This is a genomic window from Ascidiimonas aurantiaca, from assembly GCF_037646345.1.
GTDB lineage: Bacteria > Bacteroidota > Bacteroidia > Flavobacteriales > Flavobacteriaceae > Ascidiimonas > Ascidiimonas aurantiaca.
In genome coordinates, this window is the sequence record NZ_JBBEWR010000002.1 from 284,105 (window position 1) to 308,050 (window position 23,946).

The 23,946-nt window shown below is 38.6% G+C and carries 18 protein-coding genes; 5 read left to right on the plus strand and 13 right to left on the minus strand.

The annotated features are described in order from the left end of the window. Window positions 1–3: 3 nt before the first annotated feature. Window positions 4–2,679: a M14 metallopeptidase family protein gene (locus WAO84_RS03835; protein WP_340063727.1), complete on the minus strand. Its 2,676-nt coding sequence runs from the start codon at window positions 2,677–2,679 to the stop codon at window positions 4–6. Window positions 2,680–2,703: 24 nt separating this feature from the next. Then, entirely contained in the window at window positions 2,704–3,969 is a 1,266-nt protein-coding gene (locus tag WAO84_RS03840) for a sterol desaturase family protein (RefSeq protein ID WP_340063728.1), read from the minus strand. 620 nt (window positions 3,970–4,589) lie between these two features. Between WAO84_RS03840 and WAO84_RS03845 the strand changes: the two genes are divergently transcribed. Beyond that, window positions 4,590–4,814: a hypothetical protein gene (locus WAO84_RS03845; protein WP_340063730.1), complete on the plus strand. Its 225-nt coding sequence runs from the start codon at window positions 4,590–4,592 to the stop codon at window positions 4,812–4,814. Between the two features lie 148 nt (window positions 4,815–4,962). On the opposite strand, the gene secA is transcribed toward WAO84_RS03845, so the two are convergent. From secA to WAO84_RS03870, 5 genes are all read right to left on the minus strand, one after another. Further along, complete coding sequence (gene secA, locus WAO84_RS03850) at window positions 4,963–8,328, minus strand: preprotein translocase subunit SecA (RefSeq protein ID WP_340063731.1); 3,366 nt, start codon at window positions 8,326–8,328, stop codon at window positions 4,963–4,965. Between the two features lie 80 nt (window positions 8,329–8,408). Continuing rightward, on the minus strand, window positions 8,409–8,630 hold the full coding sequence (locus WAO84_RS03855) for a DUF2795 domain-containing protein (RefSeq protein WP_072315425.1): 222 nt from the start codon (window positions 8,628–8,630) through the stop codon (window positions 8,409–8,411). A 149-nt stretch (window positions 8,631–8,779) separates the two neighbouring features. Further along, window positions 8,780–9,355, minus strand: a complete 576-nt coding sequence (locus tag WAO84_RS03860; RefSeq protein ID WP_340063733.1) for a cob(I)yrinic acid a,c-diamide adenosyltransferase — start codon at window positions 9,353–9,355, stop codon at window positions 8,780–8,782. Between the two features lie 84 nt (window positions 9,356–9,439). Further along, window positions 9,440–10,204 carry an O-methyltransferase gene (locus WAO84_RS03865; RefSeq protein WP_340063734.1) on the minus strand — a complete coding sequence of 255 codons (765 nt, stop codon included), beginning with the start codon at window positions 10,202–10,204 and terminating at the stop codon, window positions 9,440–9,442. Between the two features lie 27 nt (window positions 10,205–10,231). Further along, on the minus strand, window positions 10,232–12,091 hold the full coding sequence (locus WAO84_RS03870; RefSeq protein WP_340063735.1) for an ABC-F family ATP-binding cassette domain-containing protein: 1,860 nt from the start codon (window positions 12,089–12,091) through the stop codon (window positions 10,232–10,234). A gap of 98 nt (window positions 12,092–12,189) precedes the next feature. Here WAO84_RS03870 and WAO84_RS03875 point away from each other — a divergent pair, with 98 nt between their 5' ends. The 3 genes from WAO84_RS03875 to WAO84_RS03885 are packed head-to-tail and all read left to right on the plus strand — an operon-like array spanning window position 12,190 to window position 16,062. Continuing rightward, on the plus strand, window positions 12,190–12,987 hold the full coding sequence (locus WAO84_RS03875; RefSeq protein WP_340063736.1) for a polysaccharide biosynthesis/export family protein: 798 nt from the start codon (window positions 12,190–12,192) through the stop codon (window positions 12,985–12,987). Window positions 12,988–12,991: 4 nt separating this feature from the next. Beyond that, window positions 12,992–15,451: a GumC family protein gene (locus WAO84_RS03880; protein ID WP_340063737.1), complete on the plus strand. Its 2,460-nt coding sequence runs from the start codon at window positions 12,992–12,994 to the stop codon at window positions 15,449–15,451. Between the two features lie 14 nt (window positions 15,452–15,465). Next, window positions 15,466–16,062 (plus strand): sugar transferase, encoded by a 597-nt coding sequence (locus WAO84_RS03885; RefSeq protein ID WP_340063738.1) that lies wholly within the window; start codon window positions 15,466–15,468, stop codon window positions 16,060–16,062. On the opposite strand, the gene WAO84_RS03890 is transcribed toward WAO84_RS03885, so the two are convergent. After that, complete coding sequence (locus tag WAO84_RS03890) at window positions 16,052–17,620, minus strand: amidohydrolase family protein (RefSeq protein ID WP_340063739.1); 1,569 nt, start codon at window positions 17,618–17,620, stop codon at window positions 16,052–16,054. The genes WAO84_RS03885 and WAO84_RS03890 overlap by 11 nt on opposite strands. 537 nt (window positions 17,621–18,157) lie before the next feature. After that, window positions 18,158–19,369, minus strand: a complete 1,212-nt coding sequence (locus WAO84_RS03895; protein WP_340063740.1) for an MFS transporter — start codon at window positions 19,367–19,369, stop codon at window positions 18,158–18,160. Window positions 19,370–19,590: 221 nt separating this feature from the next. Between WAO84_RS03895 and WAO84_RS03900 the strand changes: the two genes are divergently transcribed. After that, window positions 19,591–20,238 (plus strand): DUF1684 domain-containing protein, encoded by a 648-nt coding sequence (locus WAO84_RS03900; RefSeq protein ID WP_340063742.1) that lies wholly within the window; start codon window positions 19,591–19,593, stop codon window positions 20,236–20,238. Window positions 20,239–20,493: 255 nt separating this feature from the next. On the opposite strand, the gene WAO84_RS03905 is transcribed toward WAO84_RS03900, so the two are convergent. The 4 genes from WAO84_RS03905 to WAO84_RS03920 all read right to left on the minus strand — a co-directional run bounded on the left by WAO84_RS03905 (window position 20,494) and on the right by WAO84_RS03920 (window position 23,756). Beyond that, entirely contained in the window at window positions 20,494–21,738 is a 1,245-nt protein-coding gene (locus WAO84_RS03905) for an ammonium transporter (protein WP_340063743.1), read from the minus strand. A gap of 32 nt (window positions 21,739–21,770) precedes the next feature. After that, window positions 21,771–22,109: a P-II family nitrogen regulator gene (locus WAO84_RS03910; RefSeq protein WP_340063744.1), complete on the minus strand. Its 339-nt coding sequence runs from the start codon at window positions 22,107–22,109 to the stop codon at window positions 21,771–21,773. Between the two features lie 196 nt (window positions 22,110–22,305). Next, on the minus strand, window positions 22,306–22,677 hold the full coding sequence (gene crcB / locus WAO84_RS03915; RefSeq protein ID WP_340063746.1) for a fluoride efflux transporter CrcB: 372 nt from the start codon (window positions 22,675–22,677) through the stop codon (window positions 22,306–22,308). A gap of 53 nt (window positions 22,678–22,730) precedes the next feature. Continuing rightward, complete coding sequence (locus WAO84_RS03920) at window positions 22,731–23,756, minus strand: SRPBCC family protein (protein WP_340063748.1); 1,026 nt, start codon at window positions 23,754–23,756, stop codon at window positions 22,731–22,733. Between the last annotated feature and the right edge of the window lie 190 nt (window positions 23,757–23,946).

Here is a 23,946-nt window from a genome sequence, read left to right on the forward strand (position 1 = left end):
ATATTATTCGGGAACACGTATGTGATTGCCTAAAAACAAAGCATTTAAGAACAATCGGTTAGTGCCGTACCACGCCCCCCTAAAGTTAGGATTATCTGCAAAAAGAATTACTCTTCCTTTTCCAAGCGGACTCACGATAAGGGAAGAGGAAGGTTTAAGATAATTTTCCAGATTTTCAGCACTTATAAAGCCGTCTATATGAGGAGATGAAGTGTACCGTGCTACGGTAGAAAACACATTCTCAGAAGGTGCCAGCCATACTTCATTGTTTTTATAGACCGGTATTTCTGAACGTGTGTACCCAAAACCTAAAGGGTGGGTTACATCCAGTGAAACCTTAAAAATAGCACCTCCCAGACGTTCTTTTCCTAAGAGTTCTGGTGCATTAACATACGGTTGTCTTTTAGAAGTACCGTCTTCTTTTTGATTTTCAGAATTTGTGAGCCATTCTTTTACTATCTTATCATTAATAAGAGTGCCTACATTAACCAGAGTATTGTTATTCGCGAGTAAATAGTCCGTTATACGTTTACGTTGCAGAGAGTCCAACTTCGTGTAGTCTGCCGGTATAGGATTAGTAAGTTTTTCATTAACCATCTTTTTATCGATAAGCCATTTGGAGGCTGTACCTATGCTGATAAGGGTATTGCCTTTGGCAACCCAGTCTGATATACGTTTGCGTTGTACAGAATCTAACTGGTGATAACTGCCCGATACCATGATCATAGTAGTATATTTTTCCAAAGAGACTTGATGGAAATTGCGCATGGGGATCTTGGTAACTGGCATATGCACACGCTGATCTAAAAGATGCCAGATTTCACCGGCCTCATACGGTCGTACACCATCACCTATAAGCATAAAAGCTTTTGGTTTTTGAACTGGCCTTACATATTGACTACCTAAATCAATACCTCCCTGGTTATAACCACTGGAGACATTGTAAACAGATATATTAAAGGTTTTTGCTGCGTTGTCAATAATCTTAAAAAGAGAATCGCCGGTCATGGATTGCAGTGCTACGGGTATGACCAGTGCGTTGTGCGCAAAACTTTTTGTGCCCAGATGTGTTTCGGCAGAAAATGACTTGAACGCAGTACCAAGGTTAACTCCTTTGGATTGTAAATGATAAATAAATGCAAAAATATTATAATCACTATAATCAACTATATAGGCATAGTTTGAACGAACCGGAGGAGTTGGCGAAAAGATACTCTCGGGAGTTTTTACAGGCTCCCCTAAGGATACTTTTTTAGTGGAAGCTTCGTAATTAATATGATAAAAGTTGGCTACAGACCATGCAGAAGCATCATAAAACACACTGTCCCTGTAAGTTTTATAAGTCTCAAAAAAGGATTGAACCATGCGATATTGCGGTTGCTTTGTTGGTACTACAAACGCGTCTTTACCTGAAGGATCCCTATATACTTTAATTTTGTGAATAAGTAGTTTATCTATAAAGGCTTTAAGCCTGTTCTTGTCGTGAGTTTCTTTAAAAGTATAAGCAGTGGTTTTACTACGAGCCGCATTTTTTAATGCGCTTTTAAAAAAGTCTTGCTGGTATTTTCTAAGTAGTGCCTTGTTTTCTACGGCAGCTTTTATTGTGGTAATACTAGATAGAAACTGGTTACGAATAGTAAAGGGAAAGGTAATTTCTCCAAAAGCTGTTTTTTGGGCATGTCCCCGTGAACTGGCTTGCTCAAAAAGGATGCCCAGCCCACCCTGAAGATCGGGGTAGGAGGAACCATATCCCGGATAGGTACCGTCAAAAACTTCTTTTGTAAAATAAAAAGAGCCAATACTGTCCAGTGCCTTAGCATAATACTCTCCAAATGCATTGTTGAGGTCATTATAGTTTTCCTTAGGCATTATGGGGTTAAGTGAACCATTGGCCTTCATAGGTTCAAAAAAATAAGTGCTATTTGTGCCCATTTCATGAAAATCGGTAACTACATTGGGATACCATTGGTGATACCAGTTCAATTTTCCTCTGCTTTCGGGGTGAATGGCGAGCAGCCAGTCGCGGTTAAGGTCAAACCAATAATGGTTGGTTCTTCCCCCGGGCCAGTATTCATTGTGTTCTGCATCTTGTGGATCTGTTACCAAAGGACTGCCTTTATAGCTGTTAACCCATTGGGTATGGCGGTCCCTTCCGTCAGGGTTTATGGTAGGGTCAATAAATACAACGGCCTCCCGAAGATACTTTTTAATCTCAGGTGCATTAGATGCTACAAGGGTATATGCGGTAAGCATAGATGCTTCAGAACTGGAAGGTTCGTTGCCATGTACATTATACCCCAGGTTTATAAAAACAGGTACTTCATTGTAATTGGTAACTTCTTTGTCCGGATCGGTAAAAGCAAGATGCTGCTCTTTTAATTGCTCCAGTTGTTCCATGTTCTGAGAAGCAGTCACGGTTAGCATAACAAGTTGTCTGCCTTCATATGTTTTCCCATATTCATAGATAGAAGCTTTTTCAGAGAGTGTAGCCAGTGTTTTCAGATATGCGACTATTTGGTCATGGCGCGTATGCTGTTGCCCTACAGGATATCCTAAAAACTCTTCAGGGGAAGGTATTTGAGGATTAAAAGGCATATATTTTTTCAGAAAATATTCCTGTGCCTCCAGATACTGGGTACAACATAGCAAAAGGGATACTAGAATGTAAATTTTTTTCATAAATAATTTCTTGATCTGAGTGAATTACAGTGCGAGTTTTGAAGTTTGTTTTTTATTGGCATTGGAAAAATACAGAGTAGCGACTATGGTAACTACAAAATAAAGCATTGTCCATATATACCCGTAGGGAATTGAGTCATTTATACCAAACCAGTCTCCCGTTAACAGGATAATGCCAATACCTATTAAAGACCGTGTTATTTCGGTGATGACACCCACCAGGGTTCCGTCCATAAAAGAGGTATAACCAAAAACTGAAATAAAAATGTAAAAACCGTATATCCAAAGGTTTTGTGTGGTGAGTTCTCCAAAATTATAAAGCAAAAACAATAAAAGAAAGGTGGTGCCCACAAGCTGAAAGATGGTATAATATGAAAATGCAGGTGTGGTGTGGGTAGCATATTTTTTAAAGTTATATACATTTTTAATGGTTTCTACAGGGTATTGCTTTTTTACATCTTCTGGTCGCCAACCTGTAGGCATGATCCATATCCTGAGCTTATCCAGCCAGTTTTTAGTGCGCCAGGCATCTTTGAAGATCCTCCAGAAATGTTGAAAATTAATAATCATCGGGTTCCAGGTACCTGCCGGTTTAAGTACACCATATACGGGTGGAATATCTTTTCTTTCTTCCTGAAAGGTGCCAAACATACGATCCCAGATACAAAATATCTGTCCTAAGTTTTTATCAATATATTCCGGATTGATGGCGTGATGAACCCGATGTTGTGAAGGAGTAACGATTATGTATTCCAGCCATCCCAATTTACCTATATGGCGTGTGTGGTACCAAAACTGGGCAAACAGTTGAATAGGGGCCACTATATTTATAACTTTCTCAGGAACACCTAACAGTGCTGCGGGAATTAACAACAAAGGAAAGTAACCAATGATGTTAGAAACCGATTGTCTTAAGGCACAGGCGAGATTGAATTCTTCGCTGCTATGATGAATAACATGTTGATTCCAGAATATATTTACTTTATGGCATAGTCTGTGGTTCCAGTAACCGGCAAAGTCCACAATAACAAATGTAACTATATATACTGGTATGGAAGCTTGCATTTCAAATAAGGCCAGGTTTTTTAATAAATATGGATAAGATACCAGAATAACTGCAAGCCCTAAAGTATCTTTAATAATATTGGTGATACCGGAACTAAGGCTGGAAACGGTATCCATTAGGGTGTAAAATTGTTTTTTAGTGTAATGACTGTACAGTATTTCTGCAATAACCAATATAAGAAATACCGGAATGGCTATAAGTAAGGCAGTGGCATAGGTCTCCATGGCTTATTCCTTTTAATTCTATCAAATATACGTTATATGAGAAATTACAACAAGAATAAAAAAAGGGAGCCACTTTATATAAAGTCACTCCCCATCGCTATATTAATCAATTTAAACTACTACATTAATACGATATTTTCGCTTGAATTTGACCTATAAATAAGTCAACACCACGCAAACGCATTCTCTGAACTATCGCGAGATAATTCGAAAACGAATGTGGGGCATTTTTAATCTAATAAAGAGATGGGGAAAAGCTGGGCAAATATAATTTTTTTTTGATTTTATCAAAAGCTTTGTGATAAATTTTAGTTAAGATCACAAAAAAACAGATTAAATGATGCTTTTTTCATTTTTGTGTACTAAAAAAGCATTTTCTTCTTTCAGATCTATACAAACGGTTACTTACTTACGCAAAAAAAAAAGCGGTATAAACCGTTTACAGAAGGTTTCCTTCCATTGGTCTTCAGATATCTTCAGGTTAACGATTACAGAGTAGGGCAAACAGAAGATCGATGTACTTTTGAAATAAGAATTTGTCAAGCATGAGTAAAGAATTGAATCATAAATTTTCACCGCACTTTCTAACAAGGTGTTATTCATACGAAGCATACGAGCAAGTGTCGATTTACGTAGATATAGGAACCCAGATATTGTGGGCAGAAGTGAAAGGAAAAAAACAGTTGTTAGAGACGTTACCCTGGGTGTATAAATCTTATTTATTTGAACAGGTGAAGAGAGATCGTTCTTTTTTTGAAGTGTTGAGGAAATTTGCAGCTACCCGCGCTATAGATCTGTATATAAAAAGAAAGTATGTGTATTCAAACCCTGAAATATTGAATTAAATATAGTTTGATTAGTTTTTGTTAATTGTTGTTTTTTTAGTTAGTGTTTTATTGATCTTTAATGATTAGTATGAGAAAGGAGGTGAGAGTGAGGACTCACCTCCTTTTTTTTATGGGTATATAAGTGCTTTCATGACGCGCTCATATTTTATTCTTCTACTAACACCCAGTCGCCTTTATCCAGAAGAGGCTGTGCCTGCTTGTATTTCATTTCTTTATTTTCTCCGGTCATTACGTTTTTTATTATAACGCGGTCATTACGCCCTATTTTAGGACGTTCCCTTACAATAGTTTCGGTTACCGGGGGGCGTCCACCTCCTGCACTTTGGCCTACTGCACGATTACGGGCGGCAAGTTCATCACTGTTGAGTACTTCTTCTTTTGAGGTTTGCAGGTTTTCTTTTGGTCTTCGGCTAACCCGGGCTTCCTGTATAGTATCTGCGTTCTGGTTAGGGAGTTCGCCCTTAAACAGAAAAGATAAAATATCTTTGTTAACCCGGTCTATCATTGCTTTAAACAATTCAAATGCTTCAAACTTGTATATGAGCAAGGGGTCTTTTTGTTCGTGAACAGCTAATTGAACAGACTGTTTTAACTCGTCCATTTTGCGAAGGTGGGTTTTCCATTCTTCATCTATAATGGCCAAAGAGATATTTTTTTCAAAATCGGTAATAAGTCGTGCACCTTTACTTTCATAGGCCTCTTTTAGGTTAGTTACCACGTTAAGGGTTTTAGTGCCGTCTGTAAACGGTACTACGATCCTTTCGTATTGATCGCCCTGATTTTCAAATACGCTTTTAATAACCGGAAAGGCGGCTTTGGCACTTTTTTCTATTTTTTCCTGATACCTTTCATAACTGGTTTTATAAACGGCCTGGGCAATCTCGGTGGTTCCCATTTTTCCAAAATCGGTTTCTGAAATGGGAGCGGTAAGACCGAAATACTTGATAAGTTCAAACTCAAAGTTTTTATAATCGTTGGCAGCTTTATTGGTATCGGTTATAATTTCTGCGGTATCAAATATCATATTGGCGATATCTACCTTTAGTCTTTCTCCTTCCAGAGCATGGCGTCTTCTCTTGTAGATAACTTCCCGTTGAGCATTCATAACGTCATCGTATTCAAGCAGTCGTTTACGCACACCGAAGTTATTTTCTTCTACTTTTTTCTGGGCTCTTTCTATAGACTTGGTCATCATGGAGTGTTGAATAACTTCCCCCTCTTTAAGCCCCATACGGTCCATCATTTTTGCTACCCGGTCTGATCCGAACAATCGCATAAGGTTATCTTCGAGAGATACATAGAATTGTGAGCTACCGGGATCTCCCTGACGACCTGAACGTCCTCTTAACTGCCTGTCAACTCTTCGCGAATCATGTCTTTCTGTACCAATAATGGCGAGTCCGCCGGCTTTTTTAACTTCATTAGATAGCTTAATATCTGTACCCCGGCCAGCCATGTTAGTGGCTATGGTTACTACTCCTGCTTTACCGGCTTCGGCCACAATATCGGCTTCTTTTTTATGCAGTTTGGCATTAAGTACATTATGAGGTATTTTTTTTAGAGTGAGCATTTTACCCAGAAGCTCAGATATCTCAACAGATGTGGTACCTACGAGTACGGGACGCCCTTGTTGCACGAGTTTTACGATCTCTTCACTAACGGCATTATATTTTTCCCGTTTGGTTTTATAAATAAGGTCTTCGCGATCTATTCTTGCAATGGGCCGGTTGGTTGGGATCTCCATTACATCCAGTTTGTAGATCTCCCAGAATTCACCTGCTTCGGTAACAGCGGTTCCGGTCATACCGGAAAGCTTGCTGTACATTCTAAAGTAATTTTGCAGGGTAATAGTTGCAAAGGTTTGGGTGGCTGCTTCTATTTTAACATTCTCCTTAGCTTCAATAGCCTGGTGTAAACCGTCTGAATACCTTCGTCCATCCATGATACGACCGGTTTGTTCATCTACGATCATGACTTTGTTATCCATCACCACATACTCCACATCTTTTTCAAAAAGGGTATATGCTTTGAGAAGCTGGTTCATGGTATGAATACGTTCACTTTTTACACCAAAATCTCTGAAAAGCTCTTCTTTAAGGGCAGCTTCTTCTTCTATGGGTAATTCCTGCGATTCTATTTTGGCAATCTCAGAACCTATATCGGGCATGATAAAGAATTCTGGATCAGTATCTCCGGAAAGGTACTCGATACCTTTATCAGTAAGGTCTATCTGGTTATTTTTTTCTTCGATAACGAATAAAAGCTCTGAATCTACTATATGCATTTCACGATTGTTATCCTGCATATAGTGATTTTCAGTTTTTTGAAGTAGTTGTTTTACGCCTTCTTCACTCAAAAATTTGATAAGCGCCTTGTTTTTGGGGAGTCCGCGATGAACTCTTAACAACAATAAGCCTCCTTGTTTGGTGTCTCCTTCTTTTATGAGTTTTTTGGCCTCTGCGAGCACTCCGGTTAAGTATTGACGCTGTTTGCTTACCAGATCTGATATTTTGGGTTTAAGCTCATTAAATTCATGACGGTCTCCCTGCGGTACGGGTCCTGAGATAATAAGGGGGGTTCTGGCATCGTCAATAAGAACAGAATCAACCTCATCTACAATAGCATAATTATGTTTGGGTTGTACGAGGTCTGAAGGGGAATGGGCCATATTGTCCCTGAGGTAATCAAAGCCAAACTCGTTATTGGTGCCATAGGTAATATCGGCTTCATACGCATTTCTTCTGGCATCAGAATTAGGCTGGTGATAGTCTATACAATCTACAGAGAGCCCGTGAAACTGAAAAAGAGGGCCCATCCAGGCACTATCTCTTTTGGCAAGGTAATCGTTTACGGTTACCAGGTGTACCCCATTACCGGTAAGTGCATTGAGATATACGGGTAACGTGGCTACGAGTGTTTTTCCTTCACCGGTCATCATTTCTGCTATTTTACCCTGGTGCAGGGCAATACCTCCTATTAACTGTACATCATAATGTACCATATCCCAGACAACTTCTTTGCCGGCGGCATCCCACGAATTGCTCCAGACAGCAGTATCATTGTCCAGTGACACGAAATCTTTGGTTGCTGATAGCTCTCTGTCGTAAGGAGTAGCGGTAACTGTGAGGGTTTCATTTTCTTTAAACCGTCTGGCGGTTTCTTTAATAACAGCAAAGGCTTCCGGCAATAACTCATTGAGAAGAATTTCGGTAGATCTATACGCTTCTTCTTCCAGTTTGTCAATTTCAGAATATATATCTTCTTTACGATCTATATCGGTTGTGGTATTGGCTTCTTCTTTAAGATCCTGAATACGCGTATCAACCTCTTTTCTGTTTTCTTTTATTTTCTCTTTGAAAGTTATGGTCTTTTCTCTCAACTCATCATGGGAGAGTGCTGTAAGGCCAGACTCGAAGGATTTAATTTTATCAACTAAAGGCTGTATTTCCTTAATATCTTTCTTCGCTTTATCTCCTACAAATATCTTGATTACGGAATTTAATAAGCTCATAATGGTATATTGATTATAGATCAAAATTAAGCAAAAAAAAAGCCTCCTATGAGACTTTTTGCTTTTAATTCTTGATATCTTTAATATTCATCTTCATTCCAGAGGTAGTCTTCCTCTGTAGGGTAATCTGGCCAGATTTCTTCGATCGATTCGTAGATCTCTCCTTCATCTTCCATGGATTGTAAATTTTCAACTACTTCCAGAGGAGCACCTGTTCTAATAGCATAATCTATTAGTTCATCTTTTGTCGCTGGCCAGGGAGCATCGCTTAAGTAGGATGCCAGTTCTAAGGTCCAATACATATGCTACACGGTTTAAATTTTTGCAAAAATAAATTTTTATACGAAAAAGTCAAGTAAAAAATATATTAATTACACATTATTTATAAGAACTTTGCTTCTGGTATGTTAATTCAGTAAAAATCTGTAATCCAACCTACCCGTATGGTGAATTAGTCCTGCTTTTCAGGGATCCACTTAATTTCATTGGCTTTTAAATCTTGGGACAATTTTCGTGCCAATACAAAAAGATAGTCTGAAAGCCGGTTTAAATATTTAAGTACACGTTCGTCAAATGGTTCATTTTCATAGAGTTGTGTGGCCATACGTTCGGCTCTTCTACAAACACAGCGTGCAATGTGACAGAATGACACGGCAGGATGGCCGCCCGGTAATATAAAATGTGTCATAGGGGGGAGGTCTGTATTCATTTGGTCTATCTCTTTCTCGAGCCGTTTACTGTCTTCTTCGGTAACTTTTGGGATGTTCAACCGCTCTTTACCGCTTTTAAGTACTGCTTTTTCAGGATCAGTAGCAAGAATGGCACCTAATGTAAACAGCCGGTCCTGAATATGGATCAGGGTATTGGCCGTAAATTCATCTACAGGTTGATCTCGTAACAGCCCTATCCAGGAATTGAGTTCATCAACGGTTCCGTAACTGTCAATTCGAATGTGGTGTTTGGGTACGCGGGTCCCTCCAAAAAGTGCAGTGGTTCCCTTATCTCCTGTTTTTGTGTATATTTTCATGATGTGTTTTTATGATGCTATGCTTTTATGCATGGTGACATGCAAAAATAAGGGTTTTAAAGTTTTTTATTCTTTTGCTTAGTATTAAAACCTAACGGTAAAATGTTGTTTGGCTTTTACTTCTTTAAAAAATACAAGCCCCAGAGAGAAAATGTCAATAGTAAGGGTCACTTTTGAATGGGTTTTGATGGTGTTCCATGCGCTTTCCATATCGGAGGACCAGTGTATATCGTCAAAAATCAATAATGAGTTCTTTCCCGTATGTGCAATGAGCTTTTCGAAGTAACGCAGGGTAGGTTGTTTACTATGATGACCATCTATATAAATGAGATCAAATTTCTCATTGGTAAGGGAATCGAGAAAGGCATCAAAAGTACTGTTAACAACTTTACAATTGTAAATTTTGTATGCATCCAGTGTGTTTTGAGCTACCTGAGCAGTTTTTGAGCACCCCTCTACAGTGGTTACAAAGCATTGGTCATGTGCCGAAGCCATGGCACAACTTCCTATACCCAGGGAAGTACCCAATTCCAATACGGTACGTACATTAAAATAACGTATGATACGATTTAGCAAGTAAGCATTCCTTAAAGATATACCAGCGGTTCGGGCTATCTGAGTAACTTTTCTTTTTTGAGATGTAAATACGCGTGATCCTGCACCAAAATCAGTAATAAGTATGGTGCTTTTATCTTTGAGAAGTTTTTTGCGATACTGGTTTATGGTGTTGTAACTGGTATGGGGTGTACTATTGTAAAAACACCTGGTAACCAGGTCATACACAAATGGCGAGTGTATGCCATGCTGATTTACGGAACGAAAAAGATAGCGAAAATAGGCTCTGACCATGTAAAACAAGTTTTTACCCATAGTTTGCTATTCTTCAAGTTTCATGGATAGTTCAAACCACCTTTCTGTTTTTTGTTCAATATCATTAAGTATTTCCTGTAATTTAATGGAGTTTTCATTTATTTCTGTGCCTGACCACGCATTACTGGCAAATTCACTTTCTAATGTTTGTTTGTCTTTTTCCAGCTTTTGTATCTCTTTTTCCAGTTTTTTGTATTCTTTCTGTTCATGATAGGATAAGGTGATTTTCTTATCTCTATGCCATGTTTTCTTTTCTGTTTTTACCTGAGGGGTCTCTGCAGAGGGGGTACTTTCTTCATATGCTCTGAAATCTGAATAGTTGCCCGGGAAGTCTTCGATGTAACCATCGCCTTTAAATATAAATAAGTGATCGGTAATCTTATCCATAAAATAACGGTCGTGAGACACTACAATAAGACAACCGGGGAAATCCAGCAAAAAGGCTTCGAGAACATTAAGAGTAACAATATCCAGATCGTTGGTGGGTTCGTCCAGTATTAGAAAATTGGGGTTTTGAATAAGTACTGTACACAGATAAAGTCGTTTTTTCTCGCCCCCACTTAGCTTTTCTACATAGTCATATTGCTTTTTCCTGTCAAAAAGAAATCGTTCCAGAAGTTGAGCGGCTGATATTTGTTTCCCTTTGGTCAATGGGATGTATTCTCCATAGGCTTTAATTACATCAATTACTTTCTGGCCGGGAGTAATATCTAAGCCTTTTTGGGAATAATATCCAAATTTAACTGTTTCACCTATTACTACCTTTCCGGAGTCGGGAGGTAAAGCACCTGTAAGCAGGTTTAAAAAAGTGGTTTTGCCGGTACCGTTTTTACCAATAATACCTATACGCTCTTTTGTTTTAAATACATAAGTAAATTTTTCCAGAATTTTCTTATCTCCAAAAGCTTTGGACAGATTGTGAAGTTCCACGATCTTACTTCCCAACCGGTGCATATTGATCTCTAATTCTACTTTATGTTCTTTTCTTCGCTGTTGTGCCTGTTCTTTTATCTGATGAAAATCATCTATTCTGCTTTTGGATTTGGTGGTACGGGCTTTGGGCTGCCTGCGCATCCAGGTAAGTTCTCTTGAATACAGGTTCCTGGCTTTTTCAAGTGAAGCTTTTTCGGCCTGCATGCGAATTTCTTTTTTTTCCAGAAAATAGGAATAATTGCCTTTGTAACTATAAAGCTTGCCTTCGTCTAGTTCAACAATTTCATTGCACACTCTTTCCAGAAAATACCTGTCGTGGGTAACCATAAAAAGAGTAATATTTTCTTTTGCGAAATATTCCTCCAGCCACTCTATCATTTCAAGGTCAAGATGGTTGGTGGGTTCATCCAGTATTAGAAGATCTGGTTTACTTAAAATAACCGATGCCAGAGCCAGTCTTTTTTTTTGGCCACCAGAGAGGGTTTTTACCTTCTGGTTGAGGTTTTCGAGTTTAAGTTTAAAGAGAATTTGTTTGTACTGGGTCTCAAAGTCCCAGGCCTGATGTATCTCCATTTGCTCAAATGCCTTTTGGTAGCGGTCTGTGTTTTCCGGGTTCAAAAGGGCCTGTTCATAGGCATGAAGAACTTCTAAGGTTTTATGATCTGAACTAAAAATAGTTTCTTCTACGGTGTTCTCCGGAGAGAGATTGGGTTCCTGAGGTAAAAAGGCTATTTGAATACCTTTACGGGAAACTACCTGCCCTGTATCGGGAGTATCTTTACCGGTAAGGATATTTAGTAATGAGGTTTTTCCTGTTCCGTTTTTAGCAATGAAGGCTATTTTCTGATCTTTGTTAATACCAAATGAAATATCTGAGAACAAAACCCGTTCTCCGTAAGATTTAGCTATATTTTCTACCGAAAGGTAATTCACGACTGTTTTTTTGCAAAGTAACGCAAATTGAACATATCACAGAAGCCAGTTTTATTATTAAGGCTTAAAAACTATATTTGTTGTCTAAGTAGCCCGCTATGCGTATAAGATTATTACCGGTTTTTATTTTTTTTATGGTTTTATGGCATTCGTGTGTTCCTAATAAAGAACTGATATATCTGCAGGAAAATAAAGAGAAAACAGCGCCGGTTACTGATGAGATTACTGAAATGATAAGGCCGTACAGGGTACAGGTAAATGACATTCTGTATGTGGAACTAAAAGCATCAGATCCTGAGCTGGTAGCGATATTTAATACCGGCGGGGATCAGAATATACTTTTTAATAATCCGGGGGTATTGTATTTTCAGGGATATGCGGTAAATGTACATGGTAACATCAGGTTACCTATTCTGGGAGAAGTAAATGTACTGGGCTATACCGCAGATGAAATTAGAAAAATAATAGAAGAGAAACTTATTACCGGATATCTCAATGAATCTACCAATTTGTTTGTAAATGTAAAATTGGCAGGACTTAATTACAGCGTATTGGGAGAAGTGACCAATCCGGGAGTAAATGTGCTTTTTCAAGAACGTGTAAATGTACTTGAAGCGATTGCCGGGGTGGGAGATATAACCATAACCGGTAACCGGAAAGATGTACTTATTATACGGCAGTATCCGGATGGGAAAAAAATACACCATTTGGATCTAACCGATAAAGATATTCTCAAGTCTCCTTATTTCAATGTTTTACCCAATGATATTATTTATGTAAAACCGCTTAGGCAGAAGTCCTGGGGAGTTGGTACTACCGGTACACAAACACTTACTACGGTGTTATCTATTGTTTCTATTATTACCAGTACGGTATTACTTATAAGAAACCTGTAAACATATGCTTGAAAACGAATTAGATATAAAGAATTTTCAGAATACTTTTGAAATTAAAGGATTTCTGTTCCGTATTCTTCGTTTCTGGTATATTATCGTTTTAAGCATATTTATTGCGTTGGGTATTGCCTATTATGTGAATCTGCGAGCCGAAAGACAGTACCGGATGGAAACCCTTATAAGTATTAAGGAAGAACAAAACCCATTCTTTACCAGTACCCTTAATCTTACTTTTAACTGGGGAGGTGCCAGTGATAAAGTAGAAACAATTCGTACTATATTGGGGTCGCGTTCGCATAATGAAGAAGTTGTCCGGCTTTTACAATTGTATGTACATTATATGAAAGAAGGGCGTTTCAGGCTGGAAGATATTCATACAGATGCCCCGTTTATTGCAGATATAGATGAAACGGCCCCACAACTTTTAAATGTTCCGGTTAAGATAAAGTTTCTTGATAATCACTCTTTTGAACTATCATATACCCCTGAAGAAAATGAAGCAAATACGATCAATTATGCTAAAGGGAAGGTAGGGCCCCTTGAGAAAATATCGCCTTTTAAGGGTACGTTTAAGATGAATGAACCGGTTACATTACCATTTCTTTCTTTTGTTTTAAAGGAGCGGGATGAACGAAAACTGACAACAGGTTCTGAGTACTATTTGAAATTTACTGATATTAATAAAGAAATACGTAAATACAGGGATGTACGTATAGACCTTAAAACTAAAGGTGCCTCTATGCTTATTCTTAGCAAAACAGGGGCCAACAGAGATATCTTGTCTGATTATCTCAATGCTACGGTTAACCTATTAAGTATTAAACAACTTGAGCAAAAAAACCTGTTTGCTACCAATACGGTTAATTTTATTGACCAGCGTATAAAAGGAGTCTCCGACTCGTTAAAACAGGATGAAGATCGGTTAAAAGTTTTCAGACAGGAAAATAAAATTTTTGACCTTTCTTCCAAAGGAACTGCTCTTTTCGAGAAAATGACGGAGCTTGACAGGCAGAAAAATGAAGCTGCCATAAAGCTTGCTTATCTTGACCAGTTAGACAATTATCTTCGCAACAGTACAGATTATTCAGAACTGCCTGCTCCTGCTGCTTCGGGTCTTGATGACCCTAATTTGGTACTGAATATTACAGAAATGGTGAATCTTTCCGTGCAGCGATCCAATCTGCGTTCAAAAGTAAAAAACCCGCTTTTTTATGAGAAAATAGACCGCGAGATCGATGCACTTAAGAGCGTACTGTTTGAAAATGTAGCCAATGTAAGGGCATCGGTACAAATAGTACTCAACAGTATAGATTCACGTATTAAGCGGTTTAATTATGAGTATAGTAAATTACCGGCAGAGGAGCAACAACTTTTTAATATTGAACGTAGCTATAAAATAAGTGAAGCTTCTTATAATATGCTGCTGGAAAAAAGGAACGAAGCAGGTATTGTAAAGGCAGCAAATGTATCTGATATACGAGTAATTGACCCGGCACGAAATTTAAATCAACCTGCTATCTCTCCCGATCCATTACAAAATTATATGATGGCTACCTTTGCCGGGTTACTGGCTCCTGTACTTGTCATCTTATTCATATCTTTTATAGATACCAGCATCAGAGACCCGCAGGAGATTGAGCGGTTATCATCACTCCCCGTACTGGGTGTAGTGGGGAGAAGTTATTCAAAAGGGAATCTGGCTGTTTTGGAGAAACCCCGGTCTGCCGTATCGGAAGCTTTTCGTTCTATACGAAGCAGCCTTCAGTATTTTTATCGAAGCCGTTCCCTGGAAGGGAGTAAAATTATAATGATCACTTCTTCCATAAGTGGTGAAGGAAAAACGTTTTGTTCTATAAACATTGCTTCGGTTTTTGCATTGAGTAACAAAAAAACCGTATTGGTAGGCCTGGACCTGAGAAAACCAAGAATATTTGACGATTTTAAAATTGTTAATAGCAAGGGTGTGGTAAATTACCTTATTGGAGAGCAAGCATTAGATAACATAGTACAACATACCCGTTTTGACAATCTTGATGTCATAACTTCAGGGCCCGTACCTCCCAATCCGTCTGAGTTACTTATAAGTGAGAGAATGACAACCTTTATTAATGAGTTAAAAGACAATTATGAATATATCATATTAGATACGCCCCCTTTGGGTCTGGTTTCTGATGCGCTCGGTATTTCAATGTTTGCAGATGCATCTCTTTATGTGGTGAGACAGGGAAAAACAAGAAAGGGAATGCTTCAGGTTATTAATGATAAATACCGTAAAGGAGAAGTGAAAAACATTAGTTTTGTTCTAAACGATTATCGTCATAAGTCCCAATATGCTAAAGGCCATGGGTATGCCTATGGATATGGTTATGGATATGGAGGGTATGGCCAGGGATATCATGAAGATGATAGGAAACGCTCTATCTTTACACGACTCTTTAAACGATCTAAAAAAGGCAAGGAGTGATCTCAGCCCGAAATATGAGGTTAAAGCGGGCTTTTGATGTAGTACTGTCCGCTTTTTTGTTAACTGCTTTTTTAATCCCTATATGTATTTTGTGTTTTTATATAATGTTTGATACTGCCCGCTTTCCCTTTTTTTTCCAGACAAGAATAGGTAGGGACGGGAAACCTTTTAATTTATTGAAATTGCGAACGGTAAGGGGAGGAGTGGCCGCATCTTATGCCGGACATGAACAACCGGGAGTTACGCGTTTCGGTAATTTTTTGAGAAGAACTAAACTTAATGAGCTTCCGCAAATTGCAAATATTCTTATAGGAGATATGAGCTTTGTAGGGCCACGCCCGGATGTTAAGAAGTATGCCGATTCACTTAGGGGAAAAGAACGTACTATACTTCTCTTAAGACCAGGATTAACAGGTCCCGCTTCTCTTGTGTATTTTGAAGAAGAAACCTTGTTACGGTCTCAAAAAGAGCCGGAAGCATATTATGATAATGAAATATGGCCCGATAAGGTGCGACTCAATCGTGCGTATATAGAAAACTGGTCATTTACGGGAGACCTGAAAATCCTTTTTGAAACGGTTGTATTACTGTTTCGAAAAACTATTCTTTAATGCCCGGTTGCCTAATGGTGAAGTTCTCTTTTTCTTTAGCGGCGGTTACCATAGCTTTTACTTCTGCCAGTAGCTTTTTGGCATCGTACACAATGCCGTCTTTTACAGTATAGAGAACACCTCCTGCTCGTATTACTTCGTTATTTTCTGTGAGCTTCACAGCACCGGTACCATATAGTACTTTGAGATTGGCCAGAGGGTTTTCATCCAGTATTACAAAATCGGCCAGCTTTCCTATTTTTACAGAACCTATGAGCTTTTCGGCACCTAATGCTTCAGCACCGTTAAGTGTGGCAGCTCGTATTACTTCGAGTGGGTGGAAGCCGGCTTCTCTAAGCAATTCCAGCTCTCTAATGTAACCAAAGCCGTATAGTTGAAAAATAAACCCGGAATCTGACCCGGCTGTCACCCGGCCTCCCCGGTTTTTGTATTCGTTTACAAACATCATCCAAAGACGATAATTTTCTTTCCAGGCTATTTCCTGTTCGGTACCCCAATCATGCCAGTAAGACCCGTGTGATATCATACTGGGTTGATAAAATCGCCAAAGTGAAGGTAAGGTATAGTCTTCATGCCATTCTGCTCTGCGAGCGCGATGAAGGTCGCGACTGGCCTCGTATATATTAAATGTGGGGTCCAGGGTAAAGTCTAATGCCAGGAGTTCATTCATTACGGCATTCCAGTGTTGGGAGTATGGTTCAGCGGCTTGTTTCCAAAGTTTTCCTGCTTCCTCAAACCTATGTTGCTCATTTTGATAATTATAATTTGCCGGATAATCCTGTATGGTTTGATCCCAGAACAGAGCCTCGGGTAAGCCATACCAGTGCTCCATAGAGGTTAAACCGGCTCTGGCAGAATGCAACACGTTCCATCTGGCTACGCTGAGTTGTGCGTGGTGACAGGCAGAGCGCAGTCCGAGATTTTTATTCTCTTCAAGAGCAGCTTTCATGATCTCGGGTTCAGCACCAAAAAACTTGATACCATCGGCTCCTTTTTTTGCGTTTTTACGTACCCACTCGCGAGCCATTTCCGGAGTAGTTATGGGGCGTTCGCTATCCTGTCCAAAACGGGTATATGCATATATTCTGGGGGCTATAATGGTATTGTTACTGCTCTTTTGTTTGAGCTCCAATGCCCAGTCTATACCTCGTCCGCTGGGTTCTCTTACAGTAGTGATACCATGTGCCATCCAAAGCTTAAAAACATAATCCCAATCGGCTCCTTGTGCTACTCCGCCTATGTGCCCGTGCATATCAATAAAACCTGGAAGAAGATACATGCCTTCACATTGTAATTCTTTTCCTCCGGGTTTTAACTGTGGGCGATTTGAAGGTGAGATCTGTACTCCGGGATACCCTACCGTTTTTATGTCTGTAATGCGGTTTTTTTCAACTACAATATCTACAGGGCCTATGGGAGGTGATCCATCTCCGTTAATAAGGGTTACTCCGCGAATGATAAGTTGTGAGTAAGGACCATCTCCGGTATGAGGAGCCTGAGTAAAACCGATAAAAGGTAAAAAAAGAAAAAAATAGATAAAGGATATAAAAGTTTTCATAGAGTTTTGGTTAGTAGCTTCTAAAGATACTTATTTTACTTATATGCGGTTTATGGTTTTGTAACCACATGTGTTATTTTTCAGGTTCATGTCAATCTCTATACCACAAGGCGGTGAACAGGCAATATCTGCATTGTAGGATATGCACATACCTAATAACAGGGCTTAAAAACTTTTGGCACTTCGTGTCGAGGCAATATACCTGCCATCGAACACAAATTAGATACTGTTCTTTTACCTATAGTGAGGGAAAGGTTTTCCTGCAGGTCAAGATCATGTGGAAAAGTAATAGAGCCAACATAGCCTAATAATCTTGTTTTAGCTAAAACAAAAACTCTTTCAAAATGATACTTTACAGACATGGTTTTGATCACTTCCCAAAATACGATATCTTGAAAAACATTATAGGGAGCTGGTCAATTTGGTGTTATAGGCGCCATTCATGATAAGAAAGGCAACTTTTTAAAAATCAGGATTTTCATTGGGTAATATTTGTTATTGATTTGTAAATCCAGAGATAAAGACAGTTGTTCTTTTTCATCTTTTTTCTTTTTGTAACATTCGTATTAAAACAACAGTGAGTGATAAGCCTAAGATCCCGAGACTTCCCATAAATAACCAGTTGGCTGTATAGCCAAAGCGTTTGATAACAGAGAGCCCTATCTTTGAGGTGATAATATGTGCCATTGAAAAAGACATGGTATAGGCGCCCATATAGTTTCCTGCTTTTCCAAGTTTAGATCTTTTCATGGCAAAATCGTTTGCAAAAGGAAATCCGTACATTTCAGCAACGGTTATAAAAAGAATACTCACTACCAGCATACCTGCCCACCCTTCTATAACCATAACAAAGAACCCCATTGATAAGAGAAACATGCTAAATGCCAATATTTTAAGATTGCTTAAACCGGTTCTCTCGGCGTGATGTACTAAGGGCATTTCTAACATAAAGATAAGAAGACCGTTAAGTGCCAAAATAAGTCCGGTTTGAAACTCTGAAAGCTTGTATATATCGGCGTGGTACAGAGGTATTGTTGTAAACAGTTGAAAGAAAACCAGTGCCATAATAAAACTCACTACCAGAAATAACTGGTAGGGAACATCTGTGAGAACAGAAAGGGGAGTGTTTCCATTACCTACATCTTCTACCATATCTGTAGGTTTCTTTTCTTTGACAAGTAACCTGAAAATAAGGATAGCGGCAATACAGGTAAGCCCATCTATCCAGAAAAGCGAACCGTATCCCATAGTTACAATAATCAATCCTCCAATGGCCGGGCCTGCTGCGAATCCTAAATTAATAGCAAGGCGTATAAGGGTAAGTGCCCGGGTACGGTTATCGGGACGTGCATAAGTGTTAAGCGAGACAAAAATGGCAGGCCGGAACATATCGGCTATGGTCATTATAGAAAAAATGGCCAGGCAAAAGCCCCAGAAGGTTTTAACATATTGTAAACCGAAAAACATACATCCGCTTACAAAAAGACTGAAGAACATCACTTTGTAAAAGCCAATTTTGTCAGTAAGTTTCCCTCCCAGCCAGGAACCTAACAAGGAACCTGCTCCAAAGAAGATCATGATGCTTCCTACCTCATCCAGTGTAAACTGAATATCTTCTTTTAAATATTTGGTAAGAAATGGCAATACCATAGTGCCTGCTCTGTTTATTAGTGTGATCAGCGCAAGTATCCATATTTCCCGGGAGAACCCTTTAAATGATGAAATATAACCCAAATAAAGTTTTTTCATAATTAAAACTGTTGTAAAAAAAAAGCCCGGTATATACCGGACTTCTTTTGATAATATTTACTACCTGTTAGTTGTAAACCAAAAGAAATCCGCCCTTTTCATAAGGGGTATAGACCTTCTTTTGAGAAATATGTAACATGCTAATGATTTTTAGAAATACATGTACAAATCTAAATAAAAATATCTATAAATCGTATTTTTGAATTTCATTAAATGAGGCTATGAGATTTTATTTGATTTTAGGAGTATTTTTTCTTTTCTCCTGTAAAGAAGGAAAAAAATACCATGATGAACTGGGAACAGAGAAAGTAGAACAAAGACGCAAAACTACTTTTGACAAGACAATACAGGAACATCGAAAGGAACTAAACAAAGAATTTAGGGACCCGGCCACATCTCCTCTTAAAGAAAAAGACCGAAAGAAATTTATAGAACTCGATTTTTTCCAACCTGATGAAGCCTTTAAAATAAAGGCAAAATTTGAAAGAACTCCTAATGACCTTCCTTTTTTAATGCCAACTACTACCGGTGATACAAATAAAGAGGTGCGGTATGGAATTGTTTATTTCAAACTAGGCGAAAACAGTTTTAGCCTGAATGTGTACCAAAATCAAGTATTGAAGTTCAATGAGGGGTATGAAGATCATCTTTTTCTTCCTTTTTCTGATGATACAAATGGAAATGACACATACGGAGGAGGGCGTTATCTAAACCTCACTATCCCTAAAACAGACAGTATTATAATAGATTTCAACAAAGCTTATAACCCTTATTGTGCCTATAACGAAAAGTATTCATGTCCCATAGTGCCGGCTGAGAATCACATTGCATTTGAAGTAAAAGCAGGAGAGCGGGATTTTAAACCTTAGTATTTTACGTTCCTGGTAAAACGGAAATAGTTTATTATACCTTATTTCAAAAATCAACACTTAAAATACGGAAAACGGTATTTTTCCGATATTTGTTTGTGTAATTGTTTTTGGTAAGCAATTAGTTGATCGATGTTTTCATTGATGTTTTGCATCAATGGGTATGTTTTGTTTTATCAATCCATTTTTCCGGTAAACAATTATATTCAGAGTACTTGGCAGAGTACTTCGTTTTTTGTTTCAAGGTGTTTTTGGTTAATGTTGATTTAAACGAAAATCAGGATAGGCATCCATAGCGTGTTCATGGATATCCAGACCTTCGAGTTCTTCTTCCTTATTTACGCGTATCCCTATGGTTTTCTTTATGGCATACATAAAGACAAAAGAACTTATAGAGCAAAAGGCACCAATAATGAGTACTCCGTAGAGTTGAATAAGAAATTGTTGAAAACTGGCCAGTGCTCCAAAAATACCAACAGCCAATGTACCCCAAATGCCGCAAATAAGGTGTACGGCAATAGCACCCACAGGGTCATCCAGAGTGAGCCTGTCTATTAAGGCGACCCCAAGAACAATGATTGCTCCTGCAATAAGCCCTATGATAATGGCGCTTGTAGGTGCCATTTGGTTAGCACCGGCCGTAATACCTACCAGTCCGCCAAGAATTCCGTTTAAAAACATGGTAAGGTCATAGTTTTTATACAATACTGTAGAGAGTATAAAAGCGGCTACCCCGCCGGAAGCAGCTGCCAGACAAGTGGTTACCAGAGTGAGGGAAGTGGCTCCGGGTTCTGCAGAAAGTACAGATCCGCCATTAAACCCAAACCAGCCTAACCATAGAATAAATACACCGGCTGTGGCCATAGGCAGGTTATGACCCGGGATGGCTCTCGGTTTTCCGTTTTCATCAAATTTTCCAACTCTGGCTCCTAAAAGATATATGGCCATAAGAGCGGCCCAACCTCCTACAGAATGTACAAGGGTTGAACCTGCAAAATCATAAAACCCCCATGTTTCGAGAAAACCACCTCCCCATTTCCAGGAACCGACAATGGGATAGACAATACCAATGTACAAAACTGTAAAAAGCATAAAGCTGCCTAGTTTTATACGTTCGGCCACAGCTCCTGAAACGATGGTGGCTGCTGTGGCAGCAAACATCCCCTGAAACAGGAAATCGGTCCAGTAGGTGTACCCCTGGTTATAGGAAAGATCCAGTTTATTATCTAAAACGGGCGCACTAAGACCAAAGAGGTTTAAAAAATAGTCTGGTAAAACGCCGTTCCAGAAAGATTCAGGATACATCAAGTTAAACCCTATCAGGCAATATAATAACAGCCCCATACAGACTATAAAAACATTTTTAAACAAGATATTTATGGTGTTTTTCTGCCGGGTAAGGCCTACCTCAAGAAAAGCGAACCCCATATGCATGAAGAAAACCAGCGCAGTACAAATCATCATCCAAAGGTTGTTGGTAGTAAGTAAAGAAACTTCCATATGATAAACTTTAAATTTTGTGGTTTGTGTAATTAGTTAAGTGATTTTTTACCCGTTTCCCGAGTTCGTATGCGGTAAGCTTCGGTAATATTATATACAAATATTTTTCCATCACCTATATTACCGGTATAAGCGGCACTTAATATAGCTTCAATAGTGCGTTCCAGAAACTCATCAGATACTACTATCGATAGAAACCTTCGTTGAATATCGCTGGTGCTGTATGTGATACCCCTGTACACATGTCCTTCCTTTTCATTGCCAACCCCTGTCACATCCCAGTAACTAAAAAAGTTTACTTCAATTTCATGTAATTGCTTCTTCACGTCATTAAATTTTGATTTACGAATAATTGCTTCAATTTTTTTCATAAATAATTGATTTCTATGTTTAAATCTATATTAAAAAAAGATATACCCCAAAAAAAATGGGGTGTATTTGTGTTTTTTTATTGATTTTTAAAATTCAACCCCTTTAAAATGAGGGGTTATTGTGAATAATTAAAAAATTAATGCTAGAAAAATTGATTTTATTAGTAGAAGATGGAGGAGTGTTCTCAAAAAGATATTAACAGGCTTTTGCCAATAGAACCCCTCCCAGAACGGCAATAATGCTAATGGAAAGGCTTAACACGCTGTAAATTACAAAATTAAAGATATCTCCAGACTTTAGGAAAGAAAGGTTTTCATATGCAAAAGTGGAGAATGTGGTAAAACCTCCGCAGAAACCTACGGCCAGCAGCAGTATATGGTGCTGTGTAATAAAAGAATCTTTTGTTGCTGTTTCCAACAAAAAGCCTATAAATAGACTTCCCAGAATATTAGCTGAGAATGTACCCCACGGAATACCTGACAGGGCGGGGTTAAGTAGTTTACCCAACAAATAACGGGCAACGCTGCCGGCACCTCCTCCAATAAATACAAATAAGAGGTATTTCATAAAGTAAAAATAGAAAATACTACCTTATGAATGGCATTATGGGTTTTGAAAAATTATTCTTTCGATTTAACAGGTATGTATATTTCTGTGATCCATTTTGCAGGGTTGGGTTCCTGCATAGGGTCATTAGCATATACTTCTAAATATGGCCCGTCAATATCTTCAATTAGCTCATTTTCTGCTACATGAGCCATGGCAGTACTCCATGCGTCCTTAAGGTATTTGTAATCTCCGGTAAGGGTTGTTTTAAATGCCGTGAAAGCAGGCATTTCACCGGTGAGAACATCACTGCCTGCGGGAGTAATGACACGATCTTTAGTAGGTACACCACAGGAAAAAACAGCGGCATTATTTTTTTCATCCCATTTATGATAAAGAATAAAAGGTGCGCCTCCGTAAGTAATATTGTTTTCCTGAGCAAAAGCACCAACTTTAGGCATTAGCTTTTGTACTTCTTTTCCAATTTCGTCTAGTTTGGAAGAGCCGGTTACATATAAATAATAGCCGCCTCCGTGCTCGGTCACTCCATTAGCTGTAATATTGTATTTGCTCATATCTACTTTAATAACGCTGTCCAGTTTTTCTAAACCACTCTCATACATAGGTCCTATAGTTTCTTCCATCGAGCCTGCGAAGGTGGTAAACATTTTAAACATGAAATTTTTGGTGCCTTTCATGCCCCAGGTAGTTTTGGTACCTTCGGGCGTTTCTTCAAAGTTCCAGTAAACATCTGAGGGTTCAAAATCTTCAAAAGACAATTTTTGCAAAATGGTGCTGTGAGGTGTAACACTTACGGTTTCCATTTTTCCATTACCGTCTGAACTGGTCCATTCGTAATACCCGTTCACACCACTGGTGTTTTCAGGGTAACTGACAACTATGGTAGGATCTGCTTCTTTCCAGGGATTCCATGGTTCCCACGATCGAAAATCGTTTACATAACTAAAAACTACGGGGGCGGGTGCCTGTATAACCCTGGTTTTCTGAAAATCATATTCTGAAGGCTGAACAGATATATATACAGCTAAAACAATAATTGCAATTAAAACCAGGAAAAAAAAGTATTTTAAGGCTTTCATATCAGGTCGTTTTTGAGAAAGTTTCCAGCCTCTAAAATACAAAATATTGTCAAATCAGAAAAAGGGTTGAGTAAAGGCATAAAAAGCTTACAAGAAGAAACCAGGTAAGGTTTGTCTTGCAGGTAAAAGATGTAGGGCGGCTTATTTTAATTGGGAAGGGGGAATACTAATTAAACTGCTTTTTTGTACT

Bases quoted from the DNA above. Each gene is read 5' to 3' on its own strand.
- WAO84_RS03920 (WP_340063748.1), bottom strand. From the start codon at position 23,756: ATGAAAGCCTTAAAATACTTTTTTTTCCTGGTTTTAATTGCAATTATT.
- WAO84_RS03890 (WP_340063739.1), bottom strand. From the start codon at position 17,620: ATGAAAACTTTTATATCCTTTATCTATTTTTTTCTTTTTTTACCTTTT.
- WAO84_RS03840 (WP_340063728.1), bottom strand. From the start codon at position 3,969: ATGGAGACCTATGCCACTGCCTTACTTATAGCCATTCCGGTATTTCTT.
- WAO84_RS03895 (WP_340063740.1), bottom strand. From the start codon at position 19,369: ATGAAAAAACTTTATTTGGGTTATATTTCATCATTTAAAGGGTTCTCC.
- WAO84_RS03835 (WP_340063727.1), bottom strand. From the start codon at position 2,679: ATGAAAAAAATTTACATTCTAGTATCCCTTTTGCTATGTTGTACCCAG.
- WAO84_RS03865 (WP_340063734.1), bottom strand. From the start codon at position 10,204: ATGGTCAGAGCCTATTTTCGCTATCTTTTTCGTTCCGTAAATCAGCAT.
- WAO84_RS03910 (WP_340063744.1), bottom strand. From the start codon at position 22,109: ATGAAAAAAATTGAAGCAATTATTCGTAAATCAAAATTTAATGACGTG.
- WAO84_RS03880 (WP_340063737.1), top strand. From the start codon at position 12,992: ATGCTTGAAAACGAATTAGATATAAAGAATTTTCAGAATACTTTTGAA.
- WAO84_RS03885 (WP_340063738.1), top strand. From the start codon at position 15,466: ATGAGGTTAAAGCGGGCTTTTGATGTAGTACTGTCCGCTTTTTTGTTA.
- crcB (WP_340063746.1), bottom strand. From the start codon at position 22,677: ATGAAATACCTCTTATTTGTATTTATTGGAGGAGGTGCCGGCAGCGTT.
- secA (WP_340063731.1), bottom strand. From the start codon at position 8,328: ATGAGCTTATTAAATTCCGTAATCAAGATATTTGTAGGAGATAAAGCG.
- WAO84_RS03875 (WP_340063736.1), top strand. From the start codon at position 12,190: ATGCGTATAAGATTATTACCGGTTTTTATTTTTTTTATGGTTTTATGG.
- WAO84_RS03860 (WP_340063733.1), bottom strand. From the start codon at position 9,355: ATGAAAATATACACAAAAACAGGAGATAAGGGAACCACTGCACTTTTT.
- WAO84_RS03900 (WP_340063742.1), top strand. From the start codon at position 19,591: ATGAGATTTTATTTGATTTTAGGAGTATTTTTTCTTTTCTCCTGTAAA.
- WAO84_RS03855 (WP_072315425.1), bottom strand. From the start codon at position 8,630: ATGTATTGGACCTTAGAACTGGCATCCTACTTAAGCGATGCTCCCTGG.
- WAO84_RS03905 (WP_340063743.1), bottom strand. From the start codon at position 21,738: ATGGAAGTTTCTTTACTTACTACCAACAACCTTTGGATGATGATTTGT.